The sequence below is a fragment of the Pseudomonas sp. FW306-02-D09B genome, assembly GCF_058782685.1.
In genome coordinates, this window is sequence record NZ_JBYSXY010000024.1 from 1 (window position 1) to 26,753 (window position 26,753).

At 58.7% G+C, this 26,753-nt stretch carries 24 protein-coding genes and 2 pseudogenes; 11 read left to right on the plus strand and 15 right to left on the minus strand.

From position 1 onward, the window contains the following. Positions 1-432 precede the first annotated feature (432 nt). Positions 433-1,650, minus strand: a complete 1,218-nt coding sequence (locus tag AC3WK5_RS26645) for a multidrug effflux MFS transporter (RefSeq protein ID WP_103316189.1) — start codon at positions 1,648-1,650, stop codon at positions 433-435. Positions 1,651-1,811: 161 nt separating this feature from the next. Here AC3WK5_RS26645 and pdxR point away from each other — a divergent pair, with 161 nt between their 5' ends. Continuing rightward, entirely contained in the window at positions 1,812-3,305 is a 1,494-nt protein-coding gene (gene pdxR, locus AC3WK5_RS26650) for a MocR-like pyridoxine biosynthesis transcription factor PdxR (protein ID WP_103316190.1), read from the plus strand. 163 nt (positions 3,306-3,468) lie between these two features. On the opposite strand, the gene AC3WK5_RS26655 is transcribed toward pdxR, so the two are convergent. From AC3WK5_RS26655 to AC3WK5_RS26685, 7 genes and pseudogenes are all read right to left on the minus strand, one after another. Further along, positions 3,469-4,260, minus strand: a complete 792-nt coding sequence (locus AC3WK5_RS26655) for an ABC transporter ATP-binding protein (protein WP_103316191.1) — start codon at positions 4,258-4,260, stop codon at positions 3,469-3,471. A gap of 18 nt (positions 4,261-4,278) precedes the next feature. Beyond that, positions 4,279-5,016, minus strand: a complete 738-nt coding sequence (locus AC3WK5_RS26660) for an ABC transporter permease (RefSeq protein WP_054596119.1) — start codon at positions 5,014-5,016, stop codon at positions 4,279-4,281. A 21-nt stretch (positions 5,017-5,037) separates the two neighbouring features. Then, entirely contained in the window at positions 5,038-5,754 is a 717-nt protein-coding gene (locus AC3WK5_RS26665; protein WP_054596120.1) for an ABC transporter permease, read from the minus strand. Between the two features lie 67 nt (positions 5,755-5,821). Beyond that, a complete protein-coding gene (locus AC3WK5_RS26670) occupies positions 5,822-6,586 on the minus strand; it encodes a transporter substrate-binding domain-containing protein (protein WP_102667258.1) in 765 nt (254 codons plus the stop codon). 614 nt (positions 6,587-7,200) lie between these two features. Further along, a complete protein-coding gene (gene hutH, locus AC3WK5_RS26675) occupies positions 7,201-8,739 on the minus strand; it encodes a histidine ammonia-lyase (RefSeq protein WP_103316192.1) in 1,539 nt (512 codons plus the stop codon). A gap of 137 nt (positions 8,740-8,876) precedes the next feature. After that, positions 8,877-8,972: pseudogene (locus AC3WK5_RS26680) on the minus strand (glycine betaine/L-proline ABC transporter ATP-binding protein); the annotation flags it as partial. A gap of 421 nt (positions 8,973-9,393) precedes the next feature. Continuing rightward, a pseudogene (locus tag AC3WK5_RS26685) lies at positions 9,394-9,474 on the minus strand (short-chain dehydrogenase); the annotation flags it as partial. A gap of 249 nt (positions 9,475-9,723) precedes the next feature. On the opposite strand from AC3WK5_RS26685, the gene AC3WK5_RS26690 reads away from it, so the two are divergent. Next, positions 9,724-10,275 (plus strand): hypothetical protein, encoded by a 552-nt coding sequence (locus AC3WK5_RS26690; protein WP_103316193.1) that lies wholly within the window; start codon positions 9,724-9,726, stop codon positions 10,273-10,275. Positions 10,276-10,384: 109 nt separating this feature from the next. On the opposite strand, the gene AC3WK5_RS26695 is transcribed toward AC3WK5_RS26690, so the two are convergent. Then, a complete protein-coding gene (locus tag AC3WK5_RS26695; RefSeq protein WP_103316194.1) occupies positions 10,385-10,627 on the minus strand; it encodes a short-chain dehydrogenase in 243 nt (80 codons plus the stop codon). A 77-nt stretch (positions 10,628-10,704) separates the two neighbouring features. On the opposite strand from AC3WK5_RS26695, the gene AC3WK5_RS26700 reads away from it, so the two are divergent. Further along, positions 10,705-12,150: a hypothetical protein gene (locus AC3WK5_RS26700; protein WP_103316195.1), complete on the plus strand. Its 1,446-nt coding sequence runs from the start codon at positions 10,705-10,707 to the stop codon at positions 12,148-12,150. Between the two features lie 195 nt (positions 12,151-12,345). On the opposite strand, the gene AC3WK5_RS26705 is transcribed toward AC3WK5_RS26700, so the two are convergent. Further along, positions 12,346-13,764, minus strand: coding sequence for an MFS transporter (locus AC3WK5_RS26705; RefSeq protein ID WP_103316196.1), 1,419 nt, complete (start codon positions 13,762-13,764; stop codon positions 12,346-12,348). Positions 13,765-13,922: 158 nt separating this feature from the next. On the opposite strand from AC3WK5_RS26705, the gene AC3WK5_RS26710 reads away from it, so the two are divergent. Next, positions 13,923-14,537: a helix-turn-helix transcriptional regulator gene (locus tag AC3WK5_RS26710; RefSeq protein ID WP_218275925.1), complete on the plus strand. Its 615-nt coding sequence runs from the start codon at positions 13,923-13,925 to the stop codon at positions 14,535-14,537. A gap of 176 nt (positions 14,538-14,713) precedes the next feature. Here AC3WK5_RS26710 and AC3WK5_RS26715 read toward each other — a convergent pair whose 3' ends face one another. The 5 genes from AC3WK5_RS26715 to AC3WK5_RS26735 are packed head-to-tail and all read right to left on the minus strand — an operon-like array spanning position 14,714 to position 20,184. Continuing rightward, the gene (locus tag AC3WK5_RS26715; RefSeq protein WP_103316198.1) at positions 14,714-16,042 is read right to left on the minus strand and encodes an aspartate aminotransferase family protein; all 1,329 of its coding nucleotides are present in this window, start codon (positions 16,040-16,042) and stop codon (positions 14,714-14,716) included. Beyond that, complete coding sequence (locus tag AC3WK5_RS26720; RefSeq protein ID WP_103316199.1) at positions 16,032-17,165, minus strand: aminotransferase class III-fold pyridoxal phosphate-dependent enzyme; 1,134 nt, start codon at positions 17,163-17,165, stop codon at positions 16,032-16,034. The genes AC3WK5_RS26715 and AC3WK5_RS26720 overlap by 11 nt, the downstream gene beginning before the upstream one ends. Next, complete coding sequence (locus tag AC3WK5_RS26725; RefSeq protein ID WP_103316200.1) at positions 17,165-18,034, minus strand: TauD/TfdA family dioxygenase; 870 nt, start codon at positions 18,032-18,034, stop codon at positions 17,165-17,167. The genes AC3WK5_RS26720 and AC3WK5_RS26725 overlap by 1 nt, the downstream gene beginning before the upstream one ends. Positions 18,035-18,046: 12 nt before the next feature. Next, positions 18,047-19,579, minus strand: a complete 1,533-nt coding sequence (locus tag AC3WK5_RS26730) for an AMP-binding protein (protein WP_158248916.1) — start codon at positions 19,577-19,579, stop codon at positions 18,047-18,049. Next, the gene (locus AC3WK5_RS26735) at positions 19,576-20,184 is read right to left on the minus strand and encodes a thermostable hemolysin (protein ID WP_103316202.1); all 609 of its coding nucleotides are present in this window, start codon (positions 20,182-20,184) and stop codon (positions 19,576-19,578) included. The genes AC3WK5_RS26730 and AC3WK5_RS26735 overlap by 4 nt, the downstream gene beginning before the upstream one ends. A gap of 500 nt (positions 20,185-20,684) precedes the next feature. On the opposite strand from AC3WK5_RS26735, the gene AC3WK5_RS26740 reads away from it, so the two are divergent. The 7 genes from AC3WK5_RS26740 to AC3WK5_RS26770 all read left to right on the plus strand — a co-directional run bounded on the left by AC3WK5_RS26740 (position 20,685) and on the right by AC3WK5_RS26770 (position 26,749). Beyond that, entirely contained in the window at positions 20,685-21,608 is a 924-nt protein-coding gene (locus tag AC3WK5_RS26740) for a LysR family transcriptional regulator (RefSeq protein WP_158248917.1), read from the plus strand. A gap of 125 nt (positions 21,609-21,733) precedes the next feature. Continuing rightward, positions 21,734-21,961, plus strand: a complete 228-nt coding sequence (locus AC3WK5_RS26745; RefSeq protein WP_103316204.1) for a hypothetical protein — start codon at positions 21,734-21,736, stop codon at positions 21,959-21,961. 195 nt (positions 21,962-22,156) lie between these two features. Further along, on the plus strand, positions 22,157-22,348 hold the full coding sequence (locus AC3WK5_RS26750; protein WP_054596133.1) for a YegP family protein: 192 nt from the start codon (positions 22,157-22,159) through the stop codon (positions 22,346-22,348). Positions 22,349-22,591: 243 nt separating this feature from the next. Next, positions 22,592-23,560, plus strand: coding sequence for a glycosyltransferase family 2 protein (locus tag AC3WK5_RS26755; protein ID WP_054596134.1), 969 nt, complete (start codon positions 22,592-22,594; stop codon positions 23,558-23,560). Between the two features lie 2 nt (positions 23,561-23,562). Further along, positions 23,563-24,273 carry a class I SAM-dependent methyltransferase gene (locus AC3WK5_RS26760; RefSeq protein ID WP_103316205.1) on the plus strand — a complete coding sequence of 237 codons (711 nt, stop codon included), beginning with the start codon at positions 23,563-23,565 and terminating at the stop codon, positions 24,271-24,273. After that, on the plus strand, positions 24,270-24,656 hold the full coding sequence (locus AC3WK5_RS26765) for a GtrA family protein (protein ID WP_103316206.1): 387 nt from the start codon (positions 24,270-24,272) through the stop codon (positions 24,654-24,656). Before AC3WK5_RS26760 ends, AC3WK5_RS26765 begins: the two co-directional genes overlap by 4 nt. After that, on the plus strand, positions 24,653-26,749 hold the full coding sequence (locus AC3WK5_RS26770) for a DUF6311 domain-containing protein (RefSeq protein ID WP_103316207.1): 2,097 nt from the start codon (positions 24,653-24,655) through the stop codon (positions 26,747-26,749). The genes AC3WK5_RS26765 and AC3WK5_RS26770 overlap by 4 nt, the downstream gene beginning before the upstream one ends. Positions 26,750-26,753: the final 4 nt, after the last annotated feature.

Consider the following 26,753-nt stretch of genomic DNA (forward strand, 5'->3'; position numbering starts at 1 on the left):
TTTCCCCATGTGAGAGTAGGTCATCGTCAAGATTAAATTCCGAAACCCCAATTGCGAAAGCAGTTGGGGTTTTGTTTGTTCTCGAAAAAAGCATTCTGAGACTGGGTACGAAGTACCGTATGCACAATCCTGGTGGTGCTGTCTTGAGTAGAGCGAAACCAGACGACCATCCGCTTGCTGAAGCTGCTCCAGCATATTGGGGGAGATTGTTCCCATTTCTCGTTGCAGTCAGCTCAGCGTCCGGATCTGGCCGATATCTGCCTGCCGCCAAGGGCTGTAATCGACCCAGAACAGCCTTTCGCGAAAACCAGCCAATGAGGCATTTTTTTGGACGTTACGGGGGCTTTTTCGTTTCTGGCGTTTTGTTTACCACACGCCAAGTGCCGGTTTAGGCATGCGGCATGCTGCAAAAGCCGTTCCTGGTACGCCGCTTCAGCGTTCGCCCAGCGCCTCTTCCTGCGGGGCAGTCTCTGTTTTGAACAGCAGCCAGACCAGGCAGAAGCTGATGCTGTAGATCGAGGTCATGATCATCATCGGGTAGACGCTGCCATCCGAGAGTTTGCCGGTGACGAAGCCGCACACCGCGGTCATGGCCATCTGGATAAAGAAAAACAGTCCGGACGCGGTGCCGGCAATGGCCGAGAACGGTTGCAGTACCGCCAGTTGGCAGGCCGGGATGGCGATACCCACCGAGAGCATGATCAGCAACATCGGGCAGACGATCGACAGCAGCGCCTCGGGCCAGAGCCGAGTGGCCATGATCAGTAGCAACGAGCCCACCAGATTCAGGGTGATGGCGTACCCGATCAAGGTATCGGCATCGTGTCTGGCGGACAGGCGGCGGAACAGATTGGAACCCAGCACATAACCGGCCACGGTGACGGCAAACACTTGGGCATATTCCATTGAGGACAGGTGCAGGGTGCGTTGCAGCAGGGTCGAGGACTCGGCGATAAACGGAAAATAGGTGCAGTACACGCAGCCTATGGCCAGGGAGTAGCGCAGGAAATAGCGGTCGCGCAGCAGCCGTGCGTAAATGCGCAGGGTGCCTTGCTGGCGGGTATCGGGCTGGGCGGACGGACGGGTTTCCGGCAGCAGCAGGCTGATCAGGATCAGCGTTAGCGCAGCAATCACGCTCAGGACCGCAAACACTCCACGCCAGCCGAAGGCGGTTTCGATAAGGCTGCCGATCATCGGGGCCACCATCGGCGAAATGGCCATGCCCATGGAGATCCGGCTGAGCAGGCGGGTCTGTTCATGGCGGTCGAAACGGTCGCGGACCATGACCCTGCCGATCACCGTGCCGCAGCAGCCACCGAGGGCCTGGAGCATCCGGGCGACGATCAGCACCTCGACATCGCGGGCGAGCGCGCACATCAGGGTTGCCATCAGGTACAGCGCCGTGCCGCCGATCAGCACTGGCCGCCGACCAAAACGATCGCAGAGCGGGCCGCCAATCAGCATCGAAAAGGCGTACCCGACCATGTACAGGGTTAGGGTCAGTTGCAGTTGGGCATCGCTGGCACGCAGGGCATCGGCCATTGCCGGCAACGCGGGCAGGTAGATGTCGATGGTGACGCGTGGCAGGCAGACGACCACCAGCAACAGCGCCGACCAGATCCAGGGTGCCAGGTTAGATTTTACAGGCATGGGTTATTCCGTAGGGGCGAGCGTGACATCCAGGTGGCAAGTCAGGCTCGGGCCGCCAATGATCGCGAGGGTGAATTCGGGTATCCGTTACAGGGCCGTGACGTTAGGCGCTTTGTGGTTTAATTCCGAGAGCCGTTAATTAGTATTTCGACTGGACCACTATGAGCCGAGGAAAGGTTTCCGTTCCCCTTGATCTGCCCCAGCCCGGCAGCCTGAGCGATGGCAGCCGGGTGTTGACCAAACAGGAAAGTGCCTACGAGGCATTGCGCGGCGCGATCCTGGAAAAGCTCCTGCCCGCCGGTAGCCAGTTGCCTTCTACGCGAACCCTGGCGCAGCGCTGGTCGCTGTCCCGGGGGACCGTGGAAATGGTCTTCGACCGCTTGCGCAGCGAAGGTTACGTGACCCGGGTGTCGGGTTCGGGGACTCGGGTCAGTGCGGTAGTGCCCGATCTCTTTATCCGCGCGCCGCAGGTTCCGGCGACCCTCCATGCGCGAGAGCAGCAGGCGCCAGTGGCATCGCCGCCGGCGCTGGAGATCGCGGTCAGGGTAGGGCAGCCTTTCGTGGCGCGCCTGGCGGACCCGGCGCTGTTCCCCATTCGCGTGTGGTCGCGGGCGGTGGCCAAGGCCATGGCCGAAGCCTCGGCGCAGTTGCTCTGTTCGCCGGACCCCGGCGGCATGCTGGCCCTGCGCGAACAGATTGCCGATTACCTGGCCAAGTACCGTGGCATCCGTTGCAAGCCGGACGACCTGATCGTGACCACGGGCATTCGCCACTCCCTGGACCTGGTGGCCCGCAGCCTGGTGACGCAGGGCGACAAGGTGTGTGTCGAAGATCCGGGTTACCTGTCGGCGAAAAGGATCTTTTCCATGGCTGGAGCGCGGCTGGTGTATATCCCGGTCCTCGAAGATGGCATCGACGATGGAGCACTGCGCGAGCACGGCGATGCCCGGTTGGTCTATGTCACGCCTGCGCACCAGTCGCCGCTCGGGGTGACCCTCTCGGTGTCGCGGCGCCTGGCCCTGCTGGACTGGGCCAGTCGGACCGATGCCTGGGTGGTGGAGGACGACTACGACAGCGAATTCAACTACAACAGCGCGCCACTGGCGGCCCTCAAGGCACTGGATCGCGATGACCGGGTGATCTACTGCGGCAGCTTCAACAAGACCTTGTTCGCTGGGCTGCGCGTCGGTTTCATGCTGGTTCCCGGGGCGTTGCGCAATCGCCTGCTGGCGACCCTGCAGACCACCGGCCGCTCCGTTGGGGTCACCGAGCAGGCAGCGCTGGCGGAATACATGAGGAGCGGGGCGTTCGTGCGTTACCTGCGTTCGGCGCGCCAGGCCTATCAGGAGCGCCGTGACGCGCTGCTGGCCTGCCTGGGGGAACAGGCGCCGGGAGGTTATTCGGTTTCCGGGCACCATGCCGGTCTGCACTTCGTCCTGGAGTTGCCGGCGGGCAGCGACGAATCCGATTTCTGTCGCCGTGCCAGCGCCATCGGGCTGGCCTTGCAACCGGTCAGCGAATTCTGTCAGGAGGTGCGACGGCCGGCGGCGGTGATGATTGGGTTCACTGCCCTGAGCCTGTCGCAGATCCGCTTCAGCGGCCGCAAGCTCGGGCAGCTGCTGGCCGGGCAGGCGGAACTTCTCGCATCAGGCTAAGGCGTCGTCGATTCTGGCTGCCTGCGTGCTGCTGAAGGTTTCCAGCGCTTCGGCGTATGACAAATCATGCTGTACGCAATACATGAAAGCCCCGTAGCTGAACACGCTACGGGGCTTTTTCGTTTTTGGGTTTATGGCTTGGCGCGCGCTCCGCGGGCTGTGCTTATTCGGCACTTCTCTCATGATGGCTGGAGACGAATTGCCGAAAGCGTTCGGTGGGCAAGCCTTCGAATAGTTCCGTCGGTGTACCCTGCACATCGATCAGGCCGCCATGCATGAACACCACCCGATTTGACACGTGTCGGGCAAAGCCCATTTCGTGCGTGACCACCAGCATGGTGCGACCTTCTTCAGCCAGAGAGCGCATTACGCGCAACACCTCTCCAACCAGTTCAGGGTCAAGTGCCGAGGTTGGTTCGTCGAACAACATGACTTGTGGGTTCATCGCCAGTGCGCGGGCTATCGCTACGCGTTGCTGCTGGCCACCGGACAGGTGCGCCGGGTAATAGTCGCGGCGGTCGTACAGGCCGACCTTGTGTAGCAGGGCTTCTGCTTCCTCAACGCATTCGGCACGGGAACGTTTGAGAACCCGCATCGGGCCTTCGATGACGTTTTGCAGCACCGTCATGTGCGACCAGAGGTTGAAGCTCTGGAACACCATACCCAGGCAACTGCGCATGCGCTCGACCTGGCGGCTGTTGCTTGGTGTCTGGCGGCCGTCGGCATGCTGCTTCATTTCGATCACTTCACCATTGACGCTGATGATGCCTTGATCGGGTGTTTCCAGGAGGTTGATGCAACGCAGGAAGGTACTTTTACCTGATCCACTTGCACCGAGGATCGAGATCACATCGCCCTTGTGGGCTTCCAGGGAAATGCCCTTGAGGACATGTGCGTTGCCGAAGGACTTCTGAATATTAGTTACCGACAAGGCTGAAGCGGGCTGAGTGCTCATGGCATGCTCCGTATCAAATCAGGAATGGGAAGGCAGCGAGGGGCTGGCTTTTTTGATGGCGTCAACTGGCCGCTCACGCAAGTGCGGCGAGAGGCGATACTCGAGCCAGGCGACAGCGCGGACGACCAGGAAATTCAGCACCAGATAGATCAGGGCTGCGCAAATGAACACTTCCATCGTGCGATAGGTACGCTGGATGATCTGTTGCGCGACGCCAGTGACGTCCCACACAGTCACCAGGCTAGCCAGAGCCGTGGACTTGACCAGCAAAATGGCTTCCGTGGAGTAGGCCGGCAGGGCCTGGCGCAGGGTGACCGGAGCAATGATCCGGAGTAGCAGTTCCCAAGGCGACATGCCCACGGCCTTGCCCGCCTCGATTTGCCCTTGTGGCACGCTAAGCAGCCCACCGCGAATAATTTCGGCGGTGTAACCGGCGGTACACAAGGCCAGTGAAAGCACCGCGCAGCCATAGGGCGATTTGAGCAGTACCCAGGCGAAGCTATCGCGAATGGCCGGGAACTGGCCCAGCCCGTAGTAAATCAGGAACATTTGAATCAGCAGCGGCGTACCGCGAAACAACATGATGTAGAACCGCGCCGGATAGCTGAAAAACCACCAGCGGCTGACCCGCAGGCTGACAATGCCGACAGACAGGGTAAGGCCGATCACCAATGAGCTGAAAAACAGCGTCAGTGTTGTGGGCAGCGCTGCCAAAAGCTTGAGCATGGTGTCAGCGAGGAACGGAAAATCGATCATACGTAGCGCTCCCGACTCGAACTAGACTGGACTGCGCTGCCGCGTGCGACGCACACGAGCCTCAGCCATATTGAAAAGCCGACCGGACAAGCCGGTTAGAATGAGGTACACGGCGCCCCCGATGATGTAGAACGTGAAATATTGACGAGTGGAACCGGCCGCAACCTGGCTGGCACGCATCAATTCCACCAGGCCGATGACTGAAATCAGCGCCGAGTCTTTCAGGCTCATTTGCCAAACATTTCCCAGCCCAGGCAGCGCAAATCGCAGCACCTGGGGGACCAGAATCCGTTTGAAGCGCATCGCGCGGGACATGCCTATGGCCAGGCCGGCTTCCAGTTCGCCTCGCGATACCGCTAGAAAAGCGCCACGGTAGACTTCAGCTTGATAGGAGCCCGAAATCAGCCCGACTGCCAACGCGCCGACCAGAAAAGGTGGCACGTCGATGTAGCCTTCACCCCCGAACCAGTGGCCAACCGCCGTCACCACACTGGCTCCGCCAAAGTAGAACAGGTAGATCACCAGCAACTCGGGGATCCCCCTGAACAGTATCGAATACAGGTCTCCCAGCCAGCGCAAACTGCGTCGACGGGATAGCTTGGCAGCCGCGACCAGGCTGCCAAATACCGCACCCACCAGCAGCGCTGCCAGGGTCAATATCACGGTCATGCCCGCTGCCTTGAGCAGCGCCATTCCCCAGCCTGAGTCACCAAAACTGAGTAGCTGCAAGAGGTTCATAGAGGCTCCCATTCTTGAGAAGGTTTAAGCAGCCCGGCAGCCTTCACGGTGCCGGGCAATTCAGGGGTCAAGACTTAGGTGTGAGGTCTACTTTGAACCACTTCTCGCTAAGTGTCTTGATCGTGCCGTCAGCCATGGCTTCCTTGAGAGCTGCGTCGAACTTGGCTTTGAGCTCAGGGTCTGTCTGGCGGAAGCCTAGAGCTTCCCCTTCACCCCAGATCGGGCCTTTGATGACCGGGCCGGTAAAGGCCAGCGGTTTGTTCTCCGGCTTGTCCATCACCGAATTGAAAAAGGTCACGTCATCGAATGCGACGTCAATGCGGCCGGCCAGCAGGTCGAGAATGGCTTCGGCCGAGCTGCCGTATTCACGAATGGTCGCCACATCCTTGAAGTTCTGATCAATGAATGACGTGTAAATGGTGCCGGAGGCGATACCAATGGTCTTGCCCTTGAGTGCCTTGCGCAGCTCTTCAACGCCGGCGCGTACTTCCTTGGCATCGGTACCCAGAGTGATGGCGGCTTCGGCACCGGTTTTGCCCGGCAACAGATCGGCTTTCAGCGCAACGAAACTGGCAGGTGTCTGGGCGTAGGGAATCGAAAAGGCCATTACCTTTTGGCGCTCTTCGTTGATGACAATGGCGTCCATCAGCATGTCGAATTTACCGGCATTGAGGCTGGCGATCATCCCGTCCCAGTTCTGTACGACAATGTTGCACTTGAGTTTCATGCGCGGACAGATGATATCCATCAGCTCCGGTTCGAAGCCGCCAATTTTTCCGCCTGGCAGAGTCACGTTCCAGGGCTCATAGGCGCCCTCGGTTGCAATATTCACCGAAGTCCATTCTTTGGCCTGCAGTGCCGGAGCACAGGCGAGAACGATTGCACTGAGCGCTACAGAACCCAACCAGCTTGATTTCTTCGACATCTTGATAATTCCTGCCTAATCAATGGAGTGTTGCGATCTGATCCGGCTCAGGCCGAATCTCCTATGCTGGTCTGCACAACTATTTTTGTGCAGACCGGACAAAGCAGTAAAAACCAGCCTAGGCAGCGGGCGAGCAAGCCCGTGCATGGCATTGCGTTACAAGCGAAATAGTGGCGGGTGCAAAGAGGTTCTCACGACTCTTACGCACACATACTTACTTGTACATACAAGAGTATGCAATCAAGCGGCCAACTTATTGGATCGCTGCTCTATAAAGCTCAGGTTTGGTAGGAATGGCTTTGGGACAAGGGTTTGGCGGGAGGCATTTTTTTTTGAGATATTTTGCGAAGGTGTGACGACCGTTACTTGAACGTGGAATTGCGCCATGCCGGGGCGCTCGGTAACAAATTGAGAGATGTTGGTGCGCGATGGGGAACGATTGGGTGAGTGCTTTTGTGGCGTTTATCCGCCGCAGCCACTTATGAATGGCTGCGGCTTGGCACGCTGCTTGGGAATCGATTTTAGTGCAGGCTCGGTAACGCGGTTTGCAGCAATTGCGGATCTTTCAAAACGCTTGCTGCACTGGCGATATCTGGCGCCAGCCAGCGGTCCTGGTCGTAGGCCGGAACGCGCTCGCGCAGCAGTCGCCAAGCGACCTCCGTGCCTGCACCGAAGCATGGCCCCTTGAGAAAGTCAGCCTTGAGAAATTCGAAGGCCTGGGCCGCCAGCAGATACTCGATAGCGAGGATCTGCGTGCAGTTTTCCAGCGCCCGATGCAGCTTTAGTGCAGCGTTGGTGCCCATGCTCAGGTGGTCTTCCTGCAGACCCGATGTGACGTAATTGTCGAGCACCGCCGGTTGCGCCAACTGACGATTTTCCGCACACAGGGACGCGGCAACGTACTGGACGATCATCATTCCAGAGTTAACCCCAGGGTTGCTCACCAGAAATGCCGGCAAGCCACTGACGTGCGGGTTGATCAAACGGTCCAGGCGACGCTCGGCAATCGAGCCGATCTCCGCCATGGCGATCGCCAGCAAGTCGGCAGCCAAGGCCACCGACTGGCCGTGCGGGTTGGCCTGAGACATCACCCGGTAGTTATCCGGTGTACCCAGAAGCAGCGGGTTGTCGGTGGCGGAGTTGAGTTCGGTTTCGATCTGCCGGGTCGCGTGGTCAAGTTGATCACGGGCCGCGCCATGTACTTGCGGGATCGAACGGATGCTCAGTGCATCTTGAGTACGAATGCCCTTGCTGCTGGCAATCACTTCACTGCCATCGAGCAGGCCGCGCAAGTTGATGCCGACTTGCTGCATGCCCGGATGTGGCTTGAGGGCGATGATTTCAGCGTCGAATGCGTCGATCTGACCGCGCAGGGCTTCGAAGCTCATGGCACCGATCACGTCTGCCCACTGGATCAAGCGGGTTGCATCGGCGAGGGCGAGGCAGCTCAGGCCGGTCATGCACGGCGTACCGTTGACCAGGCACAGCCCGTCTTTTGCGCCCAACTGCACCGGCTTCAAGCCTTCTTCAGCCAAAGCTTGCTGCGCAGGGACGATCTGCCCTCGATAACTGACCTGGCCGACCCCCAGCAGACTGATGCCGATATGCGCCATGTGAGTCAGGTAGCCGACCGAACCCTGGGACGGTACTTGTGGGGTAATCCCGCGATTGAGCAAGGCCAATAGCGCTTCGACCACTTGCCGATGCAGACCGGACTTGCCGTGGCTGTAGTTTATGATCGCCGCGCACATGATCGACCGCGTCTGCTCATCAGTCAGTGGTGCACCGACGCCACACGCGTGGCTAAGCAATGTATTGCGCGACAGCTGGCTCAGTTGTTCGCCTTGCAGCGAGACATTGCAGAGCGCACCCAAGCCGGTATTGACGCCATACGCGCGCTCGCCGCTGACGACGATGTGCTGGACGATGGCCTGGGCATTGTCGATCCGTGCCCAGGTTTGAGCCGACAATTCAAGCACAGCACCGTGCCGGGCAACTGCGACCACATCCTGCCAACGCAACGGCGCATCGGCGATAACAATTTTTTTAGCCTGTGACATGTGAAGCCTCACGCAAGGGTTGTTGTCGAGTTACACCTGTGGCCAGAGGGTTCGGCCCCTGGCCACATTGGATACACGTCGTCCGGAAAAACTCATTTCAAGCTAGGTGCGGCAGGACGCTGAACGAAGCGATCAATCTATTCGTCAGCAGACGAGTCAAGGATCTCTTTCGGCGCACCGATCTGAATCAATCGGCCGTCCTTGAGAATCACGACGCGGTTGCCGATGCACACGTCTTTGTTGTGCGCGGCATTGCTCTACAAGCAAGGCGGTGGAGGTGAAGAGGTTCCCGCAACTCTTGTGCACACACGTTTACTTGTACATACAAGGATATGCAATCAAGCGGCCAACTTGTTGGATCGTTGTTCAATAAAGCACAGGGTTTGGCTGGAACGCTTTTGGGGCAAGGGTTTGGCCGGAGGCGATTTTTTCGGGAGGTTTTGCGAAGGCGTGACGGCTGTTACTTGAGCGTGGAGTTACGTCGCGTCGGGACGTTCGGTAACAATTGGGTGTGCTTAGGAAACGGCTGCAAACCAGAGCCGAAATTTGATTCACCCCCCTCTTGGTCTGAATGGTTTGAGCTGGAAGGTGTCCCCGTCGAGCAATCACATCGAGTCAATCGCAGCCGTTGCGCAGAGGAATGCAGCACCGCTACGCGAAGTCGCTGAGGATCACCGAGTCGATGGTGATGTCGCCACGCATCGCGAGGTTTTCCAGAATCTGCGTAAAGGCCCGCGTTCAAGCTCTTGGAAAGAGTATCGAGTATTTTGGCGTTGGATAAGCGAGCGCTGAAAATATCCCCCCTTTCATTGACCGCTTCCCTTCCAAGGCGCATTTCTTGTGATGATGTCATTGAGCCATTAACTCAACTCTATTATCCTCCTCGCGTTTTCAGGGACAGCCGCCGACACTCCGGCCTTCATTCGCAGACCCTGATACGACGTTTACCGTTACTCGCCCCTTTTTGGACATCAAGGATCGACCATGCTCCGTTTGCTTTCTATCTCCCTGTTTGCCCTTGTTCTCACTGGCTGTGCTTCATCAGCCAAGGTCGAGAATATGCAGGTCAATCCCGCGCAAGCACAAACCTATGACGTTGCGCTTCGCGACAACATGAAAGTCGACAGTGTCGGCGGCGGCAGCACGACCAACCCGCTGTGGACTTCGCAGATCGAAAGCGCAGACTTCCGTTCGGCACTCGAGCAATCGTTGAGCAACGCTGGCCTGCTGGGTAAGAACAGCAAGGCAAACTACGCCCTGCGCGCCAATCTGGTAAGCCTCGACCAGCCGCTGATCGGCCTGAACTTCACCGTCACTTCGATGGTTGAATACAGCCTGGTAGAGAATGCCACGGGCCGGGTGATCTGGACCGACAAGCTCAAGGCTCCCTTTACCGCCAGCGTCGGCGACTCCTTCTTCGGTGTGAAACGCCTGCGACTGGCGAACGAAGGCTCGGCGCGGGAGAACATCAATGAACTGCTCAAGCGCCTGGCCGGGTTGAAGCTTGGCGCTGGCCAGGTGTCGCTGGCCCAGTAAGAAAGCGTTTGTCCCCGTTATTTTGGGGACAAATCCCTATCTCTGCGCCATTACATAGAAAAAGCCCCCGTAGCTGAAAAGTTACGGGGGGGCTTTTTCGTTTTTGGGTTTATGACTTGGCGCGTTCGCTTGCGGGCGACGGCTGCGCATCCAGACGTTGCGAAATCACATCAAGCAAGTCGCAGCCATCACGTAGAGGAATGCAGCAGAGCTGCGCGAAGTCGCTGAGGATCACTGAGTCGGTGGTGATGTCGCCGCGCATCGCGAGGTTTTCCAGAATCTGCGTTACGGCCCGGATTCGATAACCGGCCGTGTCGAGCAGTACGTGCAATTTCAGATACCCATCGGTGATGGGCGAAAAAAATGTGCCGAACTATCAACAAGATTTTTATCTTTCACCCGCCCCTAATTTTCAAGGACCGTATCCGCATGGACGCCAGCTCTACCTTTTTCCGCCACCCGGTTGTGTTGGGCTTCTCGCTGCTGGCCCTGAGTCTGACCGGTTGCAGCTCCAGGCCGATCCCGCAGGAGCCCAAGGTGCACCCGGGCCTGGCCGTCTTCAATGAGGCCCTCACGTTGCCCGTCCTGGAGCACTCCATTGTGCGCGAAGGCGACAAGGTGACCTACTTGGTCACGCGAGTGGGCAACACTGCGATCTATGCCAGGTTCAATGCGTCCTGCAAGCAGGGGCCGAACAGCATGTTCTATCCCACCCGTAACGGTTTGAGCGCGTTTACCGACCAGCCAATGACCAGCACTGCTTTGCCGGCGGAGCAAAGTCAGCAGTTGCAGCACAGTGCGCAGTTGCAACAGGTATGCACACAACGTCCCACGCCCGATTGGCGGATGCTGGAATTAGCCGAGGATCAGGATTGGCTGATGCTTGACCGCAATAGCCTGCAACAGGAAGGCGGACTACTGTATGTCTGGGCCGGCCGCGATTATCGGCACTACCTTATTGCCAGCGACGGAGCCGCGCTGATAGCTCAGAGCCAGGAGCGACTGGCCTTGGACTGCAAGCAGCAAACGGTCACTGCACTAAGCCAGTTCATGATTGATGGCTCGCACGAAGTTTCCAGCGGCAAAGTCGAAAGGCCGGCTGTGCCGCAACCGCTGATGCAGGCTTCGGCCGACCGGCAACGCGTGTTCAAGGCCGCTTGCCTGCCGCAAGCGGAGCTGGCCAGGTTGCCCGTCTTCAACGCACGCCAAACCTTGCCGCCGGTCATCAGCACGCCGACGGTTGCACCGTCAGTCGTAGCGGCCATCCAGGCCCTGGACCTGCCCGCGCCGGCCAGGCCCCTGCGCCACCTGGGATATCGCTATGACATGGTGATGTTTAACGGGACTAAACTTGGCGACTTCTCCAAGGAGGTCTTCATCAGCACCGACAGCGCCTCGGGGCAAACTCTGGTGCAGCCAGTGGACTTTGTGCTCCCGCCTGCGATCAACCTGACCTTCCGTGGCTTGTTCGATCTGGCCAGCCACAACATCGACAAAGAAACCGGCAAGGAAGTGGCGGATTCGCGGCCCCTGGTCGACCTGAGCTTCCAGGGTGACTGGCGCAACTTGCCGCTCAAGACCCAGGTCAGCTATATCGAAACCCGGGCAGAGCCTGCCAACGCTGACGGCAGCCCTTCGCACAAGACCAGTGAACCCAGGACTGTGACCTGCCAGATCGTCCGCGAACAACCTGCCAGCGCCTTGCATCCGACTCTGCTGGGCTCGGCCAAGCTCCTCAATTGCACCAAGATGAAAGCCCGCGGGCTGGATTGGACCGATCTGTCCTGGTACCTCGCCGACTATGGACAGTTCGTTCATGTTCTCGAGAACAGTCCGGTAGGTCTGTGGAAGTGGCGCATCGAGTCGGTGCGCTGATAAGCCCGGAAGCATGACGCCATGACATCCAGTGTTGGTGATGGCGAATGATGAAAACGCCGCTTGTCTCGACATGAGAAAGCGGCGTTTTACTTGGTTTTCACCGTAGAGTTTGAAATAAAAAAGCTCTGGTCTCCGGCTTAAGTGAACAGAATGGCGGGTAATGCCGGGTTTTTTATTGAAGCGCGACCCGATTCAAACCGCTGCAAGCCCCGGCCGAATCCGCGCCGACCGCACCGCAGTCACCAGCGCCAGAATCGGCGCAATGGTAAACAGCGCAAACAGCCAGCGTGCGGCGTTGGCAGTGCCTTGCGTGTTGCTCGGGTCGTTGAGTCCGGCCATGTTGGCGATCATCCCGGCCAGTGCCGCGCCGAGTGCGGTGGCGAACAGTTGTACGGTGGTGATGGATGAAGCCGCCGAGTCCTGGTCTTCGGCCGAGGCCACTTGCAGGACTCGGGTCAGCAGGTGTGGCCAGCCGATACCGATGCCGAATCCCACCAGGGTCAAGGCAATGCAGATCGGGGTGAGCCGCGCCCAGTCTCCACCACTGTCGAACGGTATGGCGACGGCCAGGATGATCAGTCCGACCAGTACGAACACCGGGCCACTGATGATTGCGCGGCGCACGCCACGCTCGCGCCAGCCGGAGCTCATCACTTCGGACAGCGTCCAGCCAGCCGCCATGAGGGCTGCCAGGTAGCCGGAAATCAGCGGCGTCTGCCCGTGCAGGGTTTGCAGGAAGTACGGCACGAAGATTTCGCTGGTCATGCCAACCACCAACAACCCCATGGTCGCGTACAGCGCACAGAGTGGGGTGTTGAGCCGCAAGGCATCCTTGGGCAGCAGGCGTGTCAGGGTGCTGGATTCATGACGAACCAGGAAAAACACCAGCAGCAGGCAGAGGCCTATGCCCAGCAGGTTCCAGGTCGGAAGCGACGAAGCGCTGCCGATGCATACCGAGAGCACCGCCGCAGCCAGCAGGAACAGTTGCAGCAAGGGCAAGCGGCCCACGGGCGGTTGATTCATGTCACGTTTGGGCAATACGCTGCTGGTCAGCAGTATGTACGCCAGCGTCACCGGCACCAGCGTGCCAAAGGCTAAACGCCAGGCATCCATTTCCGCAAAAATGCCGCCGATGGCCGGGCCGATCAGCGTGGCGATCCCCCACATGCCCGAGACCAGGGCCATGGCCCGAGGCCAGAGGCGCTCTTCGAACACCAGCTGAATCATCGAGTAGCACAGGGCGAACATCAAGCCGCCGCCCAAACCTTGAACCGCGCGACCGACCAACATCACTGGCATGCTCGGTGCCAGGGCACAAATGAGGCTGCCAGCGAGGAAAAATAACGAGGCTATCGCATAGGAAACGCGTGGCCCTGTGCGTTGCAGGATTTTGGCCGTGAGCGCGGAGCCGAGGATGGATGCGACGACGAACAGTGTGGTGTTCCAGGCGTACAGGTCGAGCCCGCCGATTTCCTTGACCACGGAGGGCAGGATAGTCGTAGCGATGTAGATATTGATCGCGTGCAGCGTAACGCCTCCTGACAGTGCGATGGATCGCGCGGCGTTTTTTCCGGAGAGTAAATCGCTCCAGCTGCTTCCTTGTGTAGACATACAACCTCCTGCTGTGACTCGCGACCCGGCGGATTGCGAGAGTCAATTGCCTGCTTTCAAGGCTTGGGTTAGATTTACCAAGTTAATTCTTTAAATATTGAAGCTGCGAGGGCTGTTGTTTGTCAAGTAAACACTTGGAAAACCAGGATGACGTGTCGATGTCGGCTGCCGACCGACTGCTTCACATGCTCAAGACCCGCGGCCCGCAACTGGCGGCCGATGCCGGACGCGCGATGGGCACCACGGGGGAAGCGGCGCGCCAGCAGTTCGTCAAACTGGCCGCCAGTGGCCTGGTGGAGGCTCAGTCCGAGGCCCGAGGCGTCGGGCGCCCGTCGCAGGTCTGGCGTCTGACGGCGGCCGGCCATGCGCGGTTTCCCGATACCCATTCGGAGCTGACCGTGCAGCTCTTGCAGACCGTGCGCGAGACCTTCGGGCCCGAGGCCATCGATCGTCTGATCGACGTTCGCGAGCAGCAGAGTCGCACCTTGTACCTGCAAGAGCTGGCCAGTGCCGAGACCCTTCAGGAACGGGTCAAGCGCCTTGCGGCCCTGCGGGCCCGCGAGGGCTACATGGCCGAGTGGAGTGAGCAACCGGATGGGGCCTTTGTGCTGATCGAAAACCATTGCCCGATCTGCGCGGCGGCGACCGCGTGTCAGGGTTTTTGTCGCGCCGAACTGGATGTGTTCGAGCACGTTCTGCAAGCGAGGGTTGAGCGTGTGGAGCACATTCTGATGAATGCCCGCCGTTGCGCTTACCGCATTACTCCGGTTTGAAGAGCCTTCGAGATACTCATTTGCGGCATATCAGGGCCAACTGATCGCGCTGCCGGGGATGACCCCGGCAACGATGTCCGTGGGGGGAGGGTTACTGAGTGGGATCACCGCCTGCCATTTTGGCAAGGCGGCCTCCAGGCGCTTGCCGAACTACCGGGAAAGATCGTCCTCGCGAATCATCGGTCTGCGCTCCGTGGGGTCATGGCGTAGGGGATGCGGTAGAGATTGCGGATGATCGGCGTCATCAGTTTGAGCATCCAGCGCGGCTTGCTGGCGACGGCCTCGAGGGATTCTTCCAGGGCCTTGAGGACCTGGCTCACTTGCGCGGTGCTGATGGTCAGCGGTGGATAGAAACGCAACACCGGCGCCGAGGCTTTTTCGTTCAACGAGTGCCCTGAGTGAACCCCGCGTTTGCTCAGTTCCATGCTGATCAGGTTTTCCCACACCGCGCCCTTGAGGCGTAAACCGGTCATCAGGCCAATCGCTGGCGCGTCGCTGATGATCTGCGGGTAGGCTTCGGCCAGTAGCTGCAATCCCTGACACAACTGTGTGCTGGCAGCCTGGGATTTTTCGATCAGTTGGCCTTCTTCAATCGCATGAATTGCGGCCAGGGCCGTTTCGCAGGCATAGGGCAAACCGCCCTGGCCGCAGACCTGATCTTCAAGAGGGTCGAGTGGCTGCCGGTCGATCAAGGCGCGGCTGTACATCACCGCCGCGATGGCTGCGTAGCCGCCGGTCAAGCCCTTGGACAGCACCATGATGTCAGGCACCACGTTGTCGTAATCGACGCCGAACCATTTGCCGCAGCGACCGAACGCCGTCTGGATTTCATCGGCGATCATCAGGCAGCCGTGGGCGCTGCACAACTCGCGGATCCGCGTGTTGTAGCCGGCTTCGGGCAACGTCAGGTGGGCACCGCCGAGGATCGGCTCGATGTAGACCGCCGCCACCTGGTCGGTGATGGCGTGTTCCAGGGCGGCGAAGTCGCCGTAGGGAATGAAGTCGACCATCACGCGGTTCAGGCCATGCTGGTTGCTTTGGTACTGCTGGCCGAGGATCGCCATAGTGGTCAGGGTTTTGCCATGGTAGGCATTGCGCATGACCACGATCCGTTTGCGCGGCAACTGCCGTTTGAGCGCATAGCGCAAGGTTTGCTCGATGGCTTCGGCACCGGTCATGGTGTAGCGCACATCGCCCCACTCGCCGGGAGCCAGACGCTTGAGGGTCTCGCTCAGTTGGTGCTGCGAATTGTGGGTCAGCCCCTCGGGCTGCCAGGCCATCCGGTTCAGCTGACGCTGGCTGGCGTACTTGACCTGAGGGTTCTGGTGACCGACCAGGAATATTCCATAGCTGCACGCACAATCGATGAAGTGCTTGCCGCGATGGTCGGTAACGATCACCCCTTCGGCGGAGCGTTCGATGCCGGTATTGGCAATGCGATAAAGCTTGGCCGCCGAGGGCGTCCAGTGTTTGTAGCAGTCATCCACCAGGCGGTTAAGCAGCATATTGCAAAGTCCTTTTTATCAGGTGTGCGGCGTCGACCACGCGCTCCGTGCGCGCGACCAATGGGCAACGCAAGAGCAGTTCGCGCCCGCTTGGCCGGCGAATATGCACACCGGCGGCGTACAGCGCCCGTTGCGCCTCGAGGGCTTGCTCGGTGCTGGCCAGCGGAACTTTGACGATGCCACCGATGGCCCTTGCATTGAGGTCGGCCAGTTCGCTGGCCAGCGCCTTGCCGTTGTCGAGACTGCGCTGGTCCAGCCGCTGTTCCTGCGCGTAGCGCAGGGCAGTCTGTGCCGCGATGCACGATGGCGGGTTACCCGCCGTGGTGCTCCCGTGTTTGGCCGGTGTGGCTTTGCCGTAGGCCTTGTAGGCCAGCGCATGGCTGCAGGTGTAGGTGCCGATGGGGATGCAGCCGCCGCCCAGGCTTTTGCCCAGGACGACGATGTCCGGGCGCGCACCGGACAGGTTCTGCGACAGCAGATGCCCGACGCTGCCCAGGCAGGTGTCGACGTCATTGAACAGGGTCACAATTCGCTGGCTGTTGGCGATCCGTTCCAGGCTGGCGATCAGCATCGGGTCGACCGCTTCCAGCAGCCCGTTGGCAGCCGTGCGCAATGGGCCGTAGCACAGGGCAAAACAGTCCTGCCAGATCGCCATGTCCGGCAGGTCGTGCACCGAGTCGACGTGCACCACCTTGATCCCCAGAAACTCCCCGGACTCCGGATAAAGTTCGGGGGCGCTCAGGTAGCGTCCGTAAGACAACGAACCGTATGCCACGCCGCCCACGGCGATCACTGTGCGCCGATGGGGGTTGATCGAGCGCGCAAGTTTCAGTGCACCTTCAAACGCCTCGTCGCCAGAGTTGCAGACGTACGAGTTCTCCAGTCCTTCGGGCATGAACTCGCTGAGTTGCTTGCACAACTCGATCAACGGCGCGGACAGCAGGACACGGTTGGACAGGCCGATTTTATCGACCTGCCGACTCACGGCCTGCACCACCTCAGGTACTTGCAGGCCGAACCCGCCACTGAGGTCAATCAGTTGATGGCCGCGGTTGTCGATGAAACTTTCGTACTGGCCTTCGACGGCCCAGGTCTGCCCTGGGTGAATCGTCACGGCGGCCATTATCGATAGCTCAGTGCATTGAAGATGCGACGCTGGTCGTCGATGATCGCTTGCCGGCCGTGCATCACCCGGCGGTTGTCGATCATCACCAGGTCCAGGTCCTGCCAGCCTACGGTGTGCGTGTTGCGTTCGGTGACCTCGGTGATTTCCGCCAGCAGGTCGGCGGGAATCTCTTCGCCGTTCTCGAAGTCGATCACCGGTTTTTCGTAGTTGAAGGACGGCCCGAGAATGCTGTTGGCGAAGGCTGGGTGCTCACAGAAACTGGAGGTCTGGCACGCCGGGACACTGTAGGCGTAGGCCACGCAATCGGTGCTTGGGTTGTACTCCATCCGGGTGTTGGGGTCCTGGCCGATGATCTCGTTCAGGTGCTCGAAACTGGCGTCTTCCAGCTGCTGGATTTCCGGTTTGTAGTAGCAGACGATCTTGCGCCACTTTTCGCCCGTCACCGTGCGGCGGTAGCGGATGCGGCTGCTCTCGAAGCGCTGACGGGCTTCTTCGCTGAGTTCCTGGTAGACCTTCACCCCATCGCACAAGGTGGTTTGCGAACCTTTGGTGGGGGCGATCTCGCAGAAGAACCAGGTCAGGTCAGGCCAGATCGGCGCGTTGCCGTTTTCGCAGTGCAGGCCTACAGCATCGGTGCCGGCGTCCACCAGTTGTGCAACGCCTTTGGCTATCACCCGGCCCGGGTCCAGGCTCAGGCGCGAACTGTGTTTTTTCACGAAGGCGCCGAACTCATCCAGCGACTGGATACAGTTGCGGAAGATAATCACGCCAGCATTCGATAGCTCTTCGAACACCGCCGCAGTGTCGGCGTTCAAGGCATACGCGCGATCGGTGATGACACTCGCCTGATAAGTAGATTGAGTCATGTCGCTAGTCCTTTAGTGAGTACATGTCTGACGATGCAGGTCGGTGGCGTGCGCTCTACGGGCCGGGCCATTGAGGGCATAGAGGCTTTGCAGCTGCGGGGCGTCCGGCGCCAGTGGCCAGATGGCCTGCGGCAGCTCGACTTCCGAGAAGCGCTGTTGCGCCCAGTCCTGAGTGTGCTGGTGATCGAATAGCGGTCCGATGCTGAGTACGATCGCCAGTTGCCCGTCTGTGGTCATGAACATCAGTGCATCGTTCACGCCGGTTTGCTCTTTGAACTCCAGCTCGATTTGTTCCGGAGAAACATTGCGGCCGTTGGGCAGGCAGATGATGTTTTTCTCGCGGCCGGTGATGAACAGGAAACCCTCGTCATCGAACTCGCCGATATCACCGGTGCGTAGCCAGCCATCCTCGGTGAAGGAGCAGGCGCTCGGATCGACCCACGAGTAACCCTGGAACATCGAGCTGCTTTTGATTTCTACCCGTTGCTGATCCGTCACCCGGACCTGGACGTGCGGCAGGGGTTTGCCAACGCTGCCGAGCTTGCTGTTGGCCGGGGTGTTGACGCTCACCACCGAACCGTTCTCGCTCAATCCGTAACCTTGATGAACCTGAATACCCTGTGCGCTCAGACGCTGCAGTTTTTCACTGCTGATCGGAGCGCCACCGGCGGTGATGTACAACTCGTTGCGCAGCAACGACAGCAGCTCCGTGTCGGTGTTTTGCTCGGCCACTTCAAGGAGCACGTCGAGCATGATCGGCGGTACGGTCACCGCGCTTGCCCGGGTTTTGAGCAGTTGCGCCAGAATCGCCGAGGTGTCGTAGCCCGCTTCGCCGATCAACGGCGTGCGCTCGTCGAGGAAGTACACCGTGCCGCCGGACAGCAGCGGCAGGTAGACCGCCGTGACCTGTTCGATCAACAGGCTCAGCGGCACCACCGACAGGTAGCGCTTTTGATAGCTGGCCGGGACCACGCCGAGTAGCGATTGCAGAACGGCGCTCAGGCCGCCCAGGCTTTGCTTCACGCCTTTGGGCTTGCTGGTGGTGCCGGAGGTGTGGATGACTTTGCAGGTCCATTCGGCATCGGCGCTGTCGATGAAGCTCGGGCCCGTCGGCACCGGAGCCGGGGTCTCGAGTGCGCTGGGCACATGGATCAGGCGGCTGGCGTTCAGGTCGATTTCCCAGCGCTTTTCCAGCGTCTCCCGGCCTTTGTCATCGACCAGGAAGCCCGAGCATTCGAAGGCCAGGTGTTCGGCCTGGTACTTGCTGAAACCCAACGGCAGCGGCAAGGAGGTGAAGCCGAAGAGCAGGCAGGCGAAGTCGGCGATGACCCAGTCGCTGCTGTTGCGCATGACGATGCCGATGGTGCGCTTTTCGTCGGTGAACTGACGGTTAATGTGTTGCCCAAGCTGCCGGGCATGCTCCAGCACCTGGGTGTAGGTCAGGCGCCGCCCACCCGTGCCGTCTGCCGCAGGAATATCGACGACGCAGACGGCATCCGGTGTGCGTTGGGCCTGGGCCAGCAAGTCTTCGACGAAATGCGTCATGCTGCTTGCTCGCTCTGCACGTCGAGTCGGAAAACGGTCTTGAGGACGGTCTCGTGATAGTGATGCTTCATCTCGCCCAGCTTGATGTAGCCGGTGATGGGCGTCTGCTCGTAGTAGGAGCCCCATTCGACTTCCGCTTGGGGAGTCATGCGTTGCGGGTCGGCATCGCAGATCTTGTGGACCTTGACGTTGCAGTAGCCCATCGATTTGATCAATTGCGGTGTGCAGGTGCACAGCACGTAGCGTGCGCCCATGCACCAGGTCACCATTGAGAGCATGTTGAACAGGGTCTGGCCGGCAACCGAATTGATCGACGCGGTATTGCCGATTTCGACGATGCTGTCGCGTTCAATCCGGGTGTTGGTGATGCGCGACAGCGTCTCCTCGGACGGTGAGTCCAGATAACACTCGGACAATAGAGGGCCTGACTTGGCGAAACTGAAACCGGCACACGACTGAATGGAGTCATTGCTATCGAATACGATTAAAAAGTACTCGGGAGATGGCTCGATGATGGCATTAAAGGCTTTCATGTACCGACGTTTTACAAAGTCAACGGCGGACTTCCAGAGTAAGGTGTTGCGTTTGGCTACTTGAGTACGCATGCAAGTTTTCCTTTCTTTTCTGCGTGAGTCGATAGACGGGTTGTTTTGGTACAAAGGTACTAAAGCCTCTTGTTGTTACGGCAACAGGGGGCTTATCCATGCCCTATGTAATAGCGTGGCTTAATCAAGTTATTGGATTGATTTTTATAGTGTTTTTATTTAGTTATGACGAATTTTCAGGCCGCCGCACGCGTCCGCAGAAAAGGCCACAAAGGTATGTGCGGTTTTTCTGAACGTAAGATATGGGTGTGATTTGGCGTGTCAGCGAGTAGCGAATCCTTCCGATGGATTAATGAGATAGCGTCCTGCTTGGCGTGGCGTTTTATCATGAGCGGCTTGATTGTTTTAAATGAATTAATTAGTCGCTATTCATTCAGAATCTTCATGTGAGGCATGAGGGCAATCGCGGTATCGATGGTGTAGGGCGAGAGGTTTTTTTGTGGTAAAACGCCGAGCCGCAGTAGCGGTGGTTTTTACCCGATACGGACATGGAGGTTCGAATGTTTTCCAGGATCAGTCTCGACCAGTGGCAGGCTTTTGTTTCTACAGTCGAGTGTGGAGGTTTCCAGCAGGCCGGCGAGTATATGTTCAAGTCACAGTCTGCCGTCAGCCATTCGGTCAACCGCATGGAAACCCTGCTGGGTCAGGAACTGTTCCTGATCGAGGGGCGCAAGGCCGTATTGACACCTCTGGGCCAGGCCCTGTTGCCTCAGGCCAAGCATCTGCTGGGCTCGGCGAAAAAGCTTGAGCGACTGGCCATTCAGTACCAGCCGGGGTTGTGTATCGAACACTCGCTGGCGGTCGACATGCTGTTTCCCGCCAACGTGCTGGAGCAAGCGCTGTCACGCTTTTCTTCGGTTTTGCAGGGGTACCGTGTCCGGCTTCACGAAACGGCCGTGTCCGGCGCATACGAATTGCTGGAAAACGGCAAGGTCGAGTTGGGCATCGCCAGTAGTCTGCCGAAGGGCTATATGCAGGAGTTCCTGCTCAACGTTTCACTGCTGTGTGTCGTGGCGTCTGATCACTCTCTGGCCCATTTCAATGGCGAGTTGAACCTGGCTGACATGAAAGACTACCGGCAAATCGTGGTTAGCGATTCGGCTATCCGCAACTCCCAGAACAGCAGTTGGTCCGGCGCGTCCCAGTGCTGGACCGTAAGCAACCTGAGCACCGCGCTGACGTTTGTCGAACGCGGTCTGGGTTTTGCCTGGTTGCCTGAACACATGGTCAGCGACAAGCTGGCGAGCGGTCAGTTGCGCCTGGTGCCACTGTGTCATCAACGCGAATGCAACGTGCCGATGTATATGGGGTTCCTGGAAGAGTACAGGTTCAACCCGGAAGTCCGGCTGATGACCGACATCATTCGCGAGCAGTGCCGGAACATTAATAGCGCCAAGGCCGATACTCTGGCCCTGGCGCTCTGATGTGGTCGACCGAGACGGGTGGGCTGGTCAATTATCCTCGGCGCTCGGCAGGCTCTTGAGGAGTTGATTGATGCGTTTGACCTCTTCGGTTTTGGCGCACTGTTCCCAGTGCTTATAGAGACTGCATGGGGTATTTCCTGAAATCGATGAGATGGCAGGACTATCCCTTGGCAGGTGATGAACAAAAAAGCGACTTTTTTGAGGTATATCCACCCAGGGTGCTCATCATCGGGCGGATAGCTGTTGCAGCAGAAAGTTATGGGGGCGGTGCAAAGACGGAACGATCCTGTTTGTTCCGTGCTTTTTTTCAGCAGGTCGGGATGAATGCGGCCCAGGCGCTGTATGAAAAATAAGTACGATTTCCTGAAAAGTGACGCTGTTCAGTCAGCCTTTTAACTGGCCTCAGTGTCTGTTGGCTTTCGTCGGGGTGGAGGATTTTTTGGGTAATGTCTGCTTACTTTTGATCGCCGTTAAATCTTGAATCACTCGTCTACTCTGCCTGCACAGACCAGGAGTCTGTCGTTATCAGCAGTCGCAAGGAGCGAATCATGTACTTTGAGATCTACAGGCAGTCGCGAGGCACCCCGCTTACCGGGAAGGGCCAATGGCGCTGGCGTTTAAGGGCGGCCAATCATGAGACGGTTGCCAGCGGCGAGTCGTACGTCAACAAGGCGGATTGCCTGCACGTGATCGGGTTGATCAAAAGCGTCCACAACGAAACGTCGGTGAAGGAAATCTAGGCTGTACCTGTTGGTGTGTGGAAACGAAGCTGCTCAAGCACATCGAGCAGCTTCGCGGCTTCGGCGTCTGCTGAATCAGGTCATCTACCAGGTGGCGAAAGGGGGTAAATGAATGGCCAAAATCGCCGCAATTTCGCCCTTGCATCACCTCCCACGCTCCTGCTTAATGTCACGCAGTTCATGGCGCTGGAGATTAGCCGGCGACCTCGGATAGTAGAAAAATCACTATAAAAAGAGCAATCAGTGACTCATCAGCATGGAACGCATTGGGGCGAGCATGTGGCGCTATCGCTCGTCATTCCGGTCTTTAATGAAGCTGCCACCATCGATTTGTTCATGGCGCGGATCACTGACGTCTTCAAGGATGAGGCGCTGGTCGGTTTGGAGATGGTGTTCGTCAATGACGGCAGTACCGACACCACGCTGGAGCTGCTACTGGAGCGCCAGAAGACTGACCCCCGCGTGCGAATCGTCGATCTGAGTCGCAATTTCGGCAAGGAAGCGGCGTTGACCGCGGGCTTGCAGACTGCCACTGGCCAGGTGGTAGTGCCCATCGATGTCGATCTCCAGGACCCTCCCGAAGTTGTCCTCCAGATGATCGCCCGCTGGCGTGAAGGCTATGAAGTGGTGCTGGGCCATCGCGTGAGTCGTCACAACGACTCTTGGGCCAAGCAAACCTCCGCCAACTGGTTTTATCACCTGCACAACAAAATCTCTGATCAGCCGCTGCCGAAAAATGTCGGTGATTTTCGGCTCATGGACCGCTGCGTGATCGATGCCTTGCAGACCTTGCCGGAGTCGCGGCGTTTCATGAAGGGCTTGTTCGCCTGGGTCGGGTTTCGGACGACCCATGTCGATTACGAGCGTCCGGAGCGGGTGGCGGGGGAAAGCAAATTCAATGGCTGGCGCTTGTGGAATTTCGCGCTGGAAGGCATCACCAGTTTCAGCACCGACCCGCTCAAGGTCTGGACGTATCTGGGGCTGTTGGTGTCGGTGGTTTCTTTTTCATTTGCCACTTTCATTGTGCTGCGGACGTTGTTGACCGGGATCGATGTCCCGGGCTACGCCTCGCTGATGGTTGCCGTCACCTTTCTGGGCGGGCTGCAATTGATCGGTATCGGGGTGCTGGGTGAGTACCTGGGCAGAACCTACATCGAATCAAAACGCCGCCCGGTTTTTCTGGTGCGTCGCGTCCATAACGCCAAGGACTGACCATGGATCTCAAGGAAACCGACATCCTCGGTTCAAGCATCGAGCAGCATTGGTATTACCGCTCAAAAGCGGCGGCGGCGACTCGTTTGCTGGGCAATGCGCGGGTCGACAGGATTCTTGACGTAGGTGCGGGTTCGGGGTTCTTTTCCCATCATCTGCTGACCCATACGGCAGCCACCGAGGCCTGGTGCGTGGACATCAGCTACGAAGCGGATTCGGACGCCACGATCGCCGGGAAACCGGTGCACTATCGCCGTTCGATCGACTCGGTTGATGCCGATCTGGTGCTGCTGATGGATGTGCTGGAACATGTCGATGACGATGTCGGGTTACTCAAGGCGTACGTCGATAAAGTCCCGTCCGGCAGTCGTTTCCTGATGACCGTGCCGGCGTTTCAGTTTCTCTGGAGTGGGCACGATGACTTTCTTGAACACAAACGGCGCTATACCTTGGCGCAAATGGAAGCAGTGGCCAGGGACTCCGGTTTGATAGTGAAGAAGGGGGCTTATTATTTCGGCGCGGTGTTCCCGATTGCAGCGACCCTGCGGTTGCTGTCCCAAGGCGCACAACCTTCGCCGCCACGCTCGCAACTCAAGCAGCACCATCCATTGGTCAATACGCTGCTCAAGACCTTATGCAGTATCGAACGTCCGTTCATGGGCGCGAACCGCCTGGCGGGTCTGACGGTGTTCGTGCTGGCGCAGAAACCGTGACCTCAGCCGAAAAATCAGCCCTGATCAAGCGTGGCCTGCGTTTTGCCGTGACCGGGTTATTCGTAACGGCCCTGCATGCGGTGGTGGCCGTGTTGCTCATCAACTACGTGCTGGCGCTGCCACCCGTGGCCAACGGTGTAGCGTTTTCTGTGGCGACCCTGGTTTCTTATGTGATCAACACGAGCTGGAGTTTTTCCAGCCGATTGCATGGCCGGACGCTGGCGCGCTTCATGATGGTTTCCGGGGCCGGTTTACTACTGGCGATGCTGGTGGCCTGGGCCGCACAAATGGCCGGGCTTCATTACTTGCTGGGGATAGGGGCGGTGGCGCTGACCATTCCGGCCTTTACGTTTGTATTGCATAACTTCTGGACGTATCGATGAAGGTTTCGGGCAAGCATTGGGCGATCGGGTTATTGCCCCTGTTAATGGGCGTGGTGGCATTTTTCATGGTGATCGGGCCACGGGCCCTGGACCCGCAAAACATTGCCTGGCTGGAAAGCGGCGATCCGGCGACCCATTACTTGGGGTGGACGTTCTTTCGACATTCTCCCTGGACTTTTCCGCTCGGACTTAACCCGTCCTATGGGTTGGAACTGGGCAGTGCGATCATTTTTTCCGATTCCAATCCGCTGTTGGCGCTGCTGTTCAAACCCTTCAACTCAATCCTTCCCGAGACGTTCCAGTATTTCGGTATTTGGCTGCTGGCATGTTTTGTTCTGCAAGCCTGGTTTGCCTGGAAGTTGCTGGGGCTGGTTACGCCCAGTGTTGCGCTCAGGGTGCTGGGGTCAGGCCTGTTTCTGTTTTCGCCGCCGATGTTCTTGCGCATGGGGGGGCATTTGTCCCTGGCCGGGCATTTTCTGATTCTGGCCGCGCTCTATCTGGCGCTGCACCCGGGCGTGCAGAAGCGCCGGGTGGCCTGGGGAGCGCTGTTGGCGGCGACGGCGATGATCCACGCTTACCTGCTGGCCATGGTGGCTTTGATCTGGGTAGCCGATGTTGCCGGTCGAACCCTCAAAGGCCAGCTGACTCGATGTACTGCATTCATCGAGGTGGTCTTGCTGTTTTTGCTGGTGAGTCTGTGCTGCTGGCAGGCGGGCTATTTCAGTATCTCGGATGGTATGGCTTCCGGTGGTTTTGGCTTGTACCGCATGAATCTGCTGGCGCCGATCGACTCCAGCGGCTGGTCGTTGATCTTGCCGGACTTGCCCGAGGCCAGCGGCGATTACGAAGGTTTCAACTACCTCGGGTTGGGGACGCTGGTGCTGGCCATCTGCGCCTGCGTCGTACTGCTGCGACGTACAACTGACTTTGGCAGTGCGGTGCGCCGTTTGCCGGTTCTGCTGTTGGCGTTGATTGGGCTGACGCTGTTTGCGCTCTCGAACGAGATCGGTGTCGGCCTGCTCAGTGTTCATTACCCATTGCCGGAAAAAATCATCAAGCTGGCGAATATCTTTCGGGCGTCGGGGCGGATGTTCTGGCCGGTGTTCTATGCCATCGTGTTTGCCGTCATTTTCCTGGTGGTGCGTGGCAACCGGCCACGCACCGCGCTGTGTTTGCTGACATTGGCACTGGTTGTTCAGGTGGTTGATACCCGCAACGGATGGGTGGGTTTACGGTACGCGAGGATGATGACGCCTGCGTCCGAGTGGTCAACAGCATTGCATGACCCGTTCTGGTCCAGCGCCGCCGCCCACTACGCGAATATTCGTTCTTTACTGCCGCAGAACCAGTCGCAGACCTGGCTTGCGTTAGCCTACTACGCGTCTACTCATGGTCTGAAAACCGATACCGCTTATCTGGGGCGCATGAGTTCTACGGCGCTTGAGCATGCCCAGCAAAAAGCCGGGCAAATGCTTGTGAGCGGGCAGTTCGACCCTGATTCGCTGTATATCCTCGACGAGAGTGCCATGCTTGACGCCGTGAAAAGCGTCAACAGCGACACCGATCTGCTGGCCCGCATTGACGGCCTGGTGGTGCTTGCGCCGGGCTGGAAAAAATGCGCTGAATGCCTCCCGGTCGTGGACGAAGGACGTTCGATGCAGTTAGTGCCGTTGATCAAACTCGGGCAGCAACAACGGTTCAACTACAAGACCCCTCATCTGGCCCATGGCTGGTCGACCCCGGAAGCCTGGGGCACATGGTCCGAGGGAGAGGAGGCAGAGATCGTGCTTCGGGTTCCACCTCAGGCTCACTCCATCGTGATCGAGGCGCTGGCCTTCGTACTGCCGATGCATCTTGGCCAGGACGTGGTTTTTACCATCAACGGTGTACAAGCCAGTTCGACACGTCTGACCCGGCTTCAGGACAATCGCATCGAAATCCCCCTGACTGCGGCCATCCATGAAGCCATCGCCCGAGACACGCTGATGCGTATTCATGTGCAGTTACCCGACGCAATCAGCCCAAAACAATTGGGGCTTGGAGAAGATCAGCGTGTGATGGGCCTGGGAGTGAAGTCGCTGACGGTACAGTAAGCCG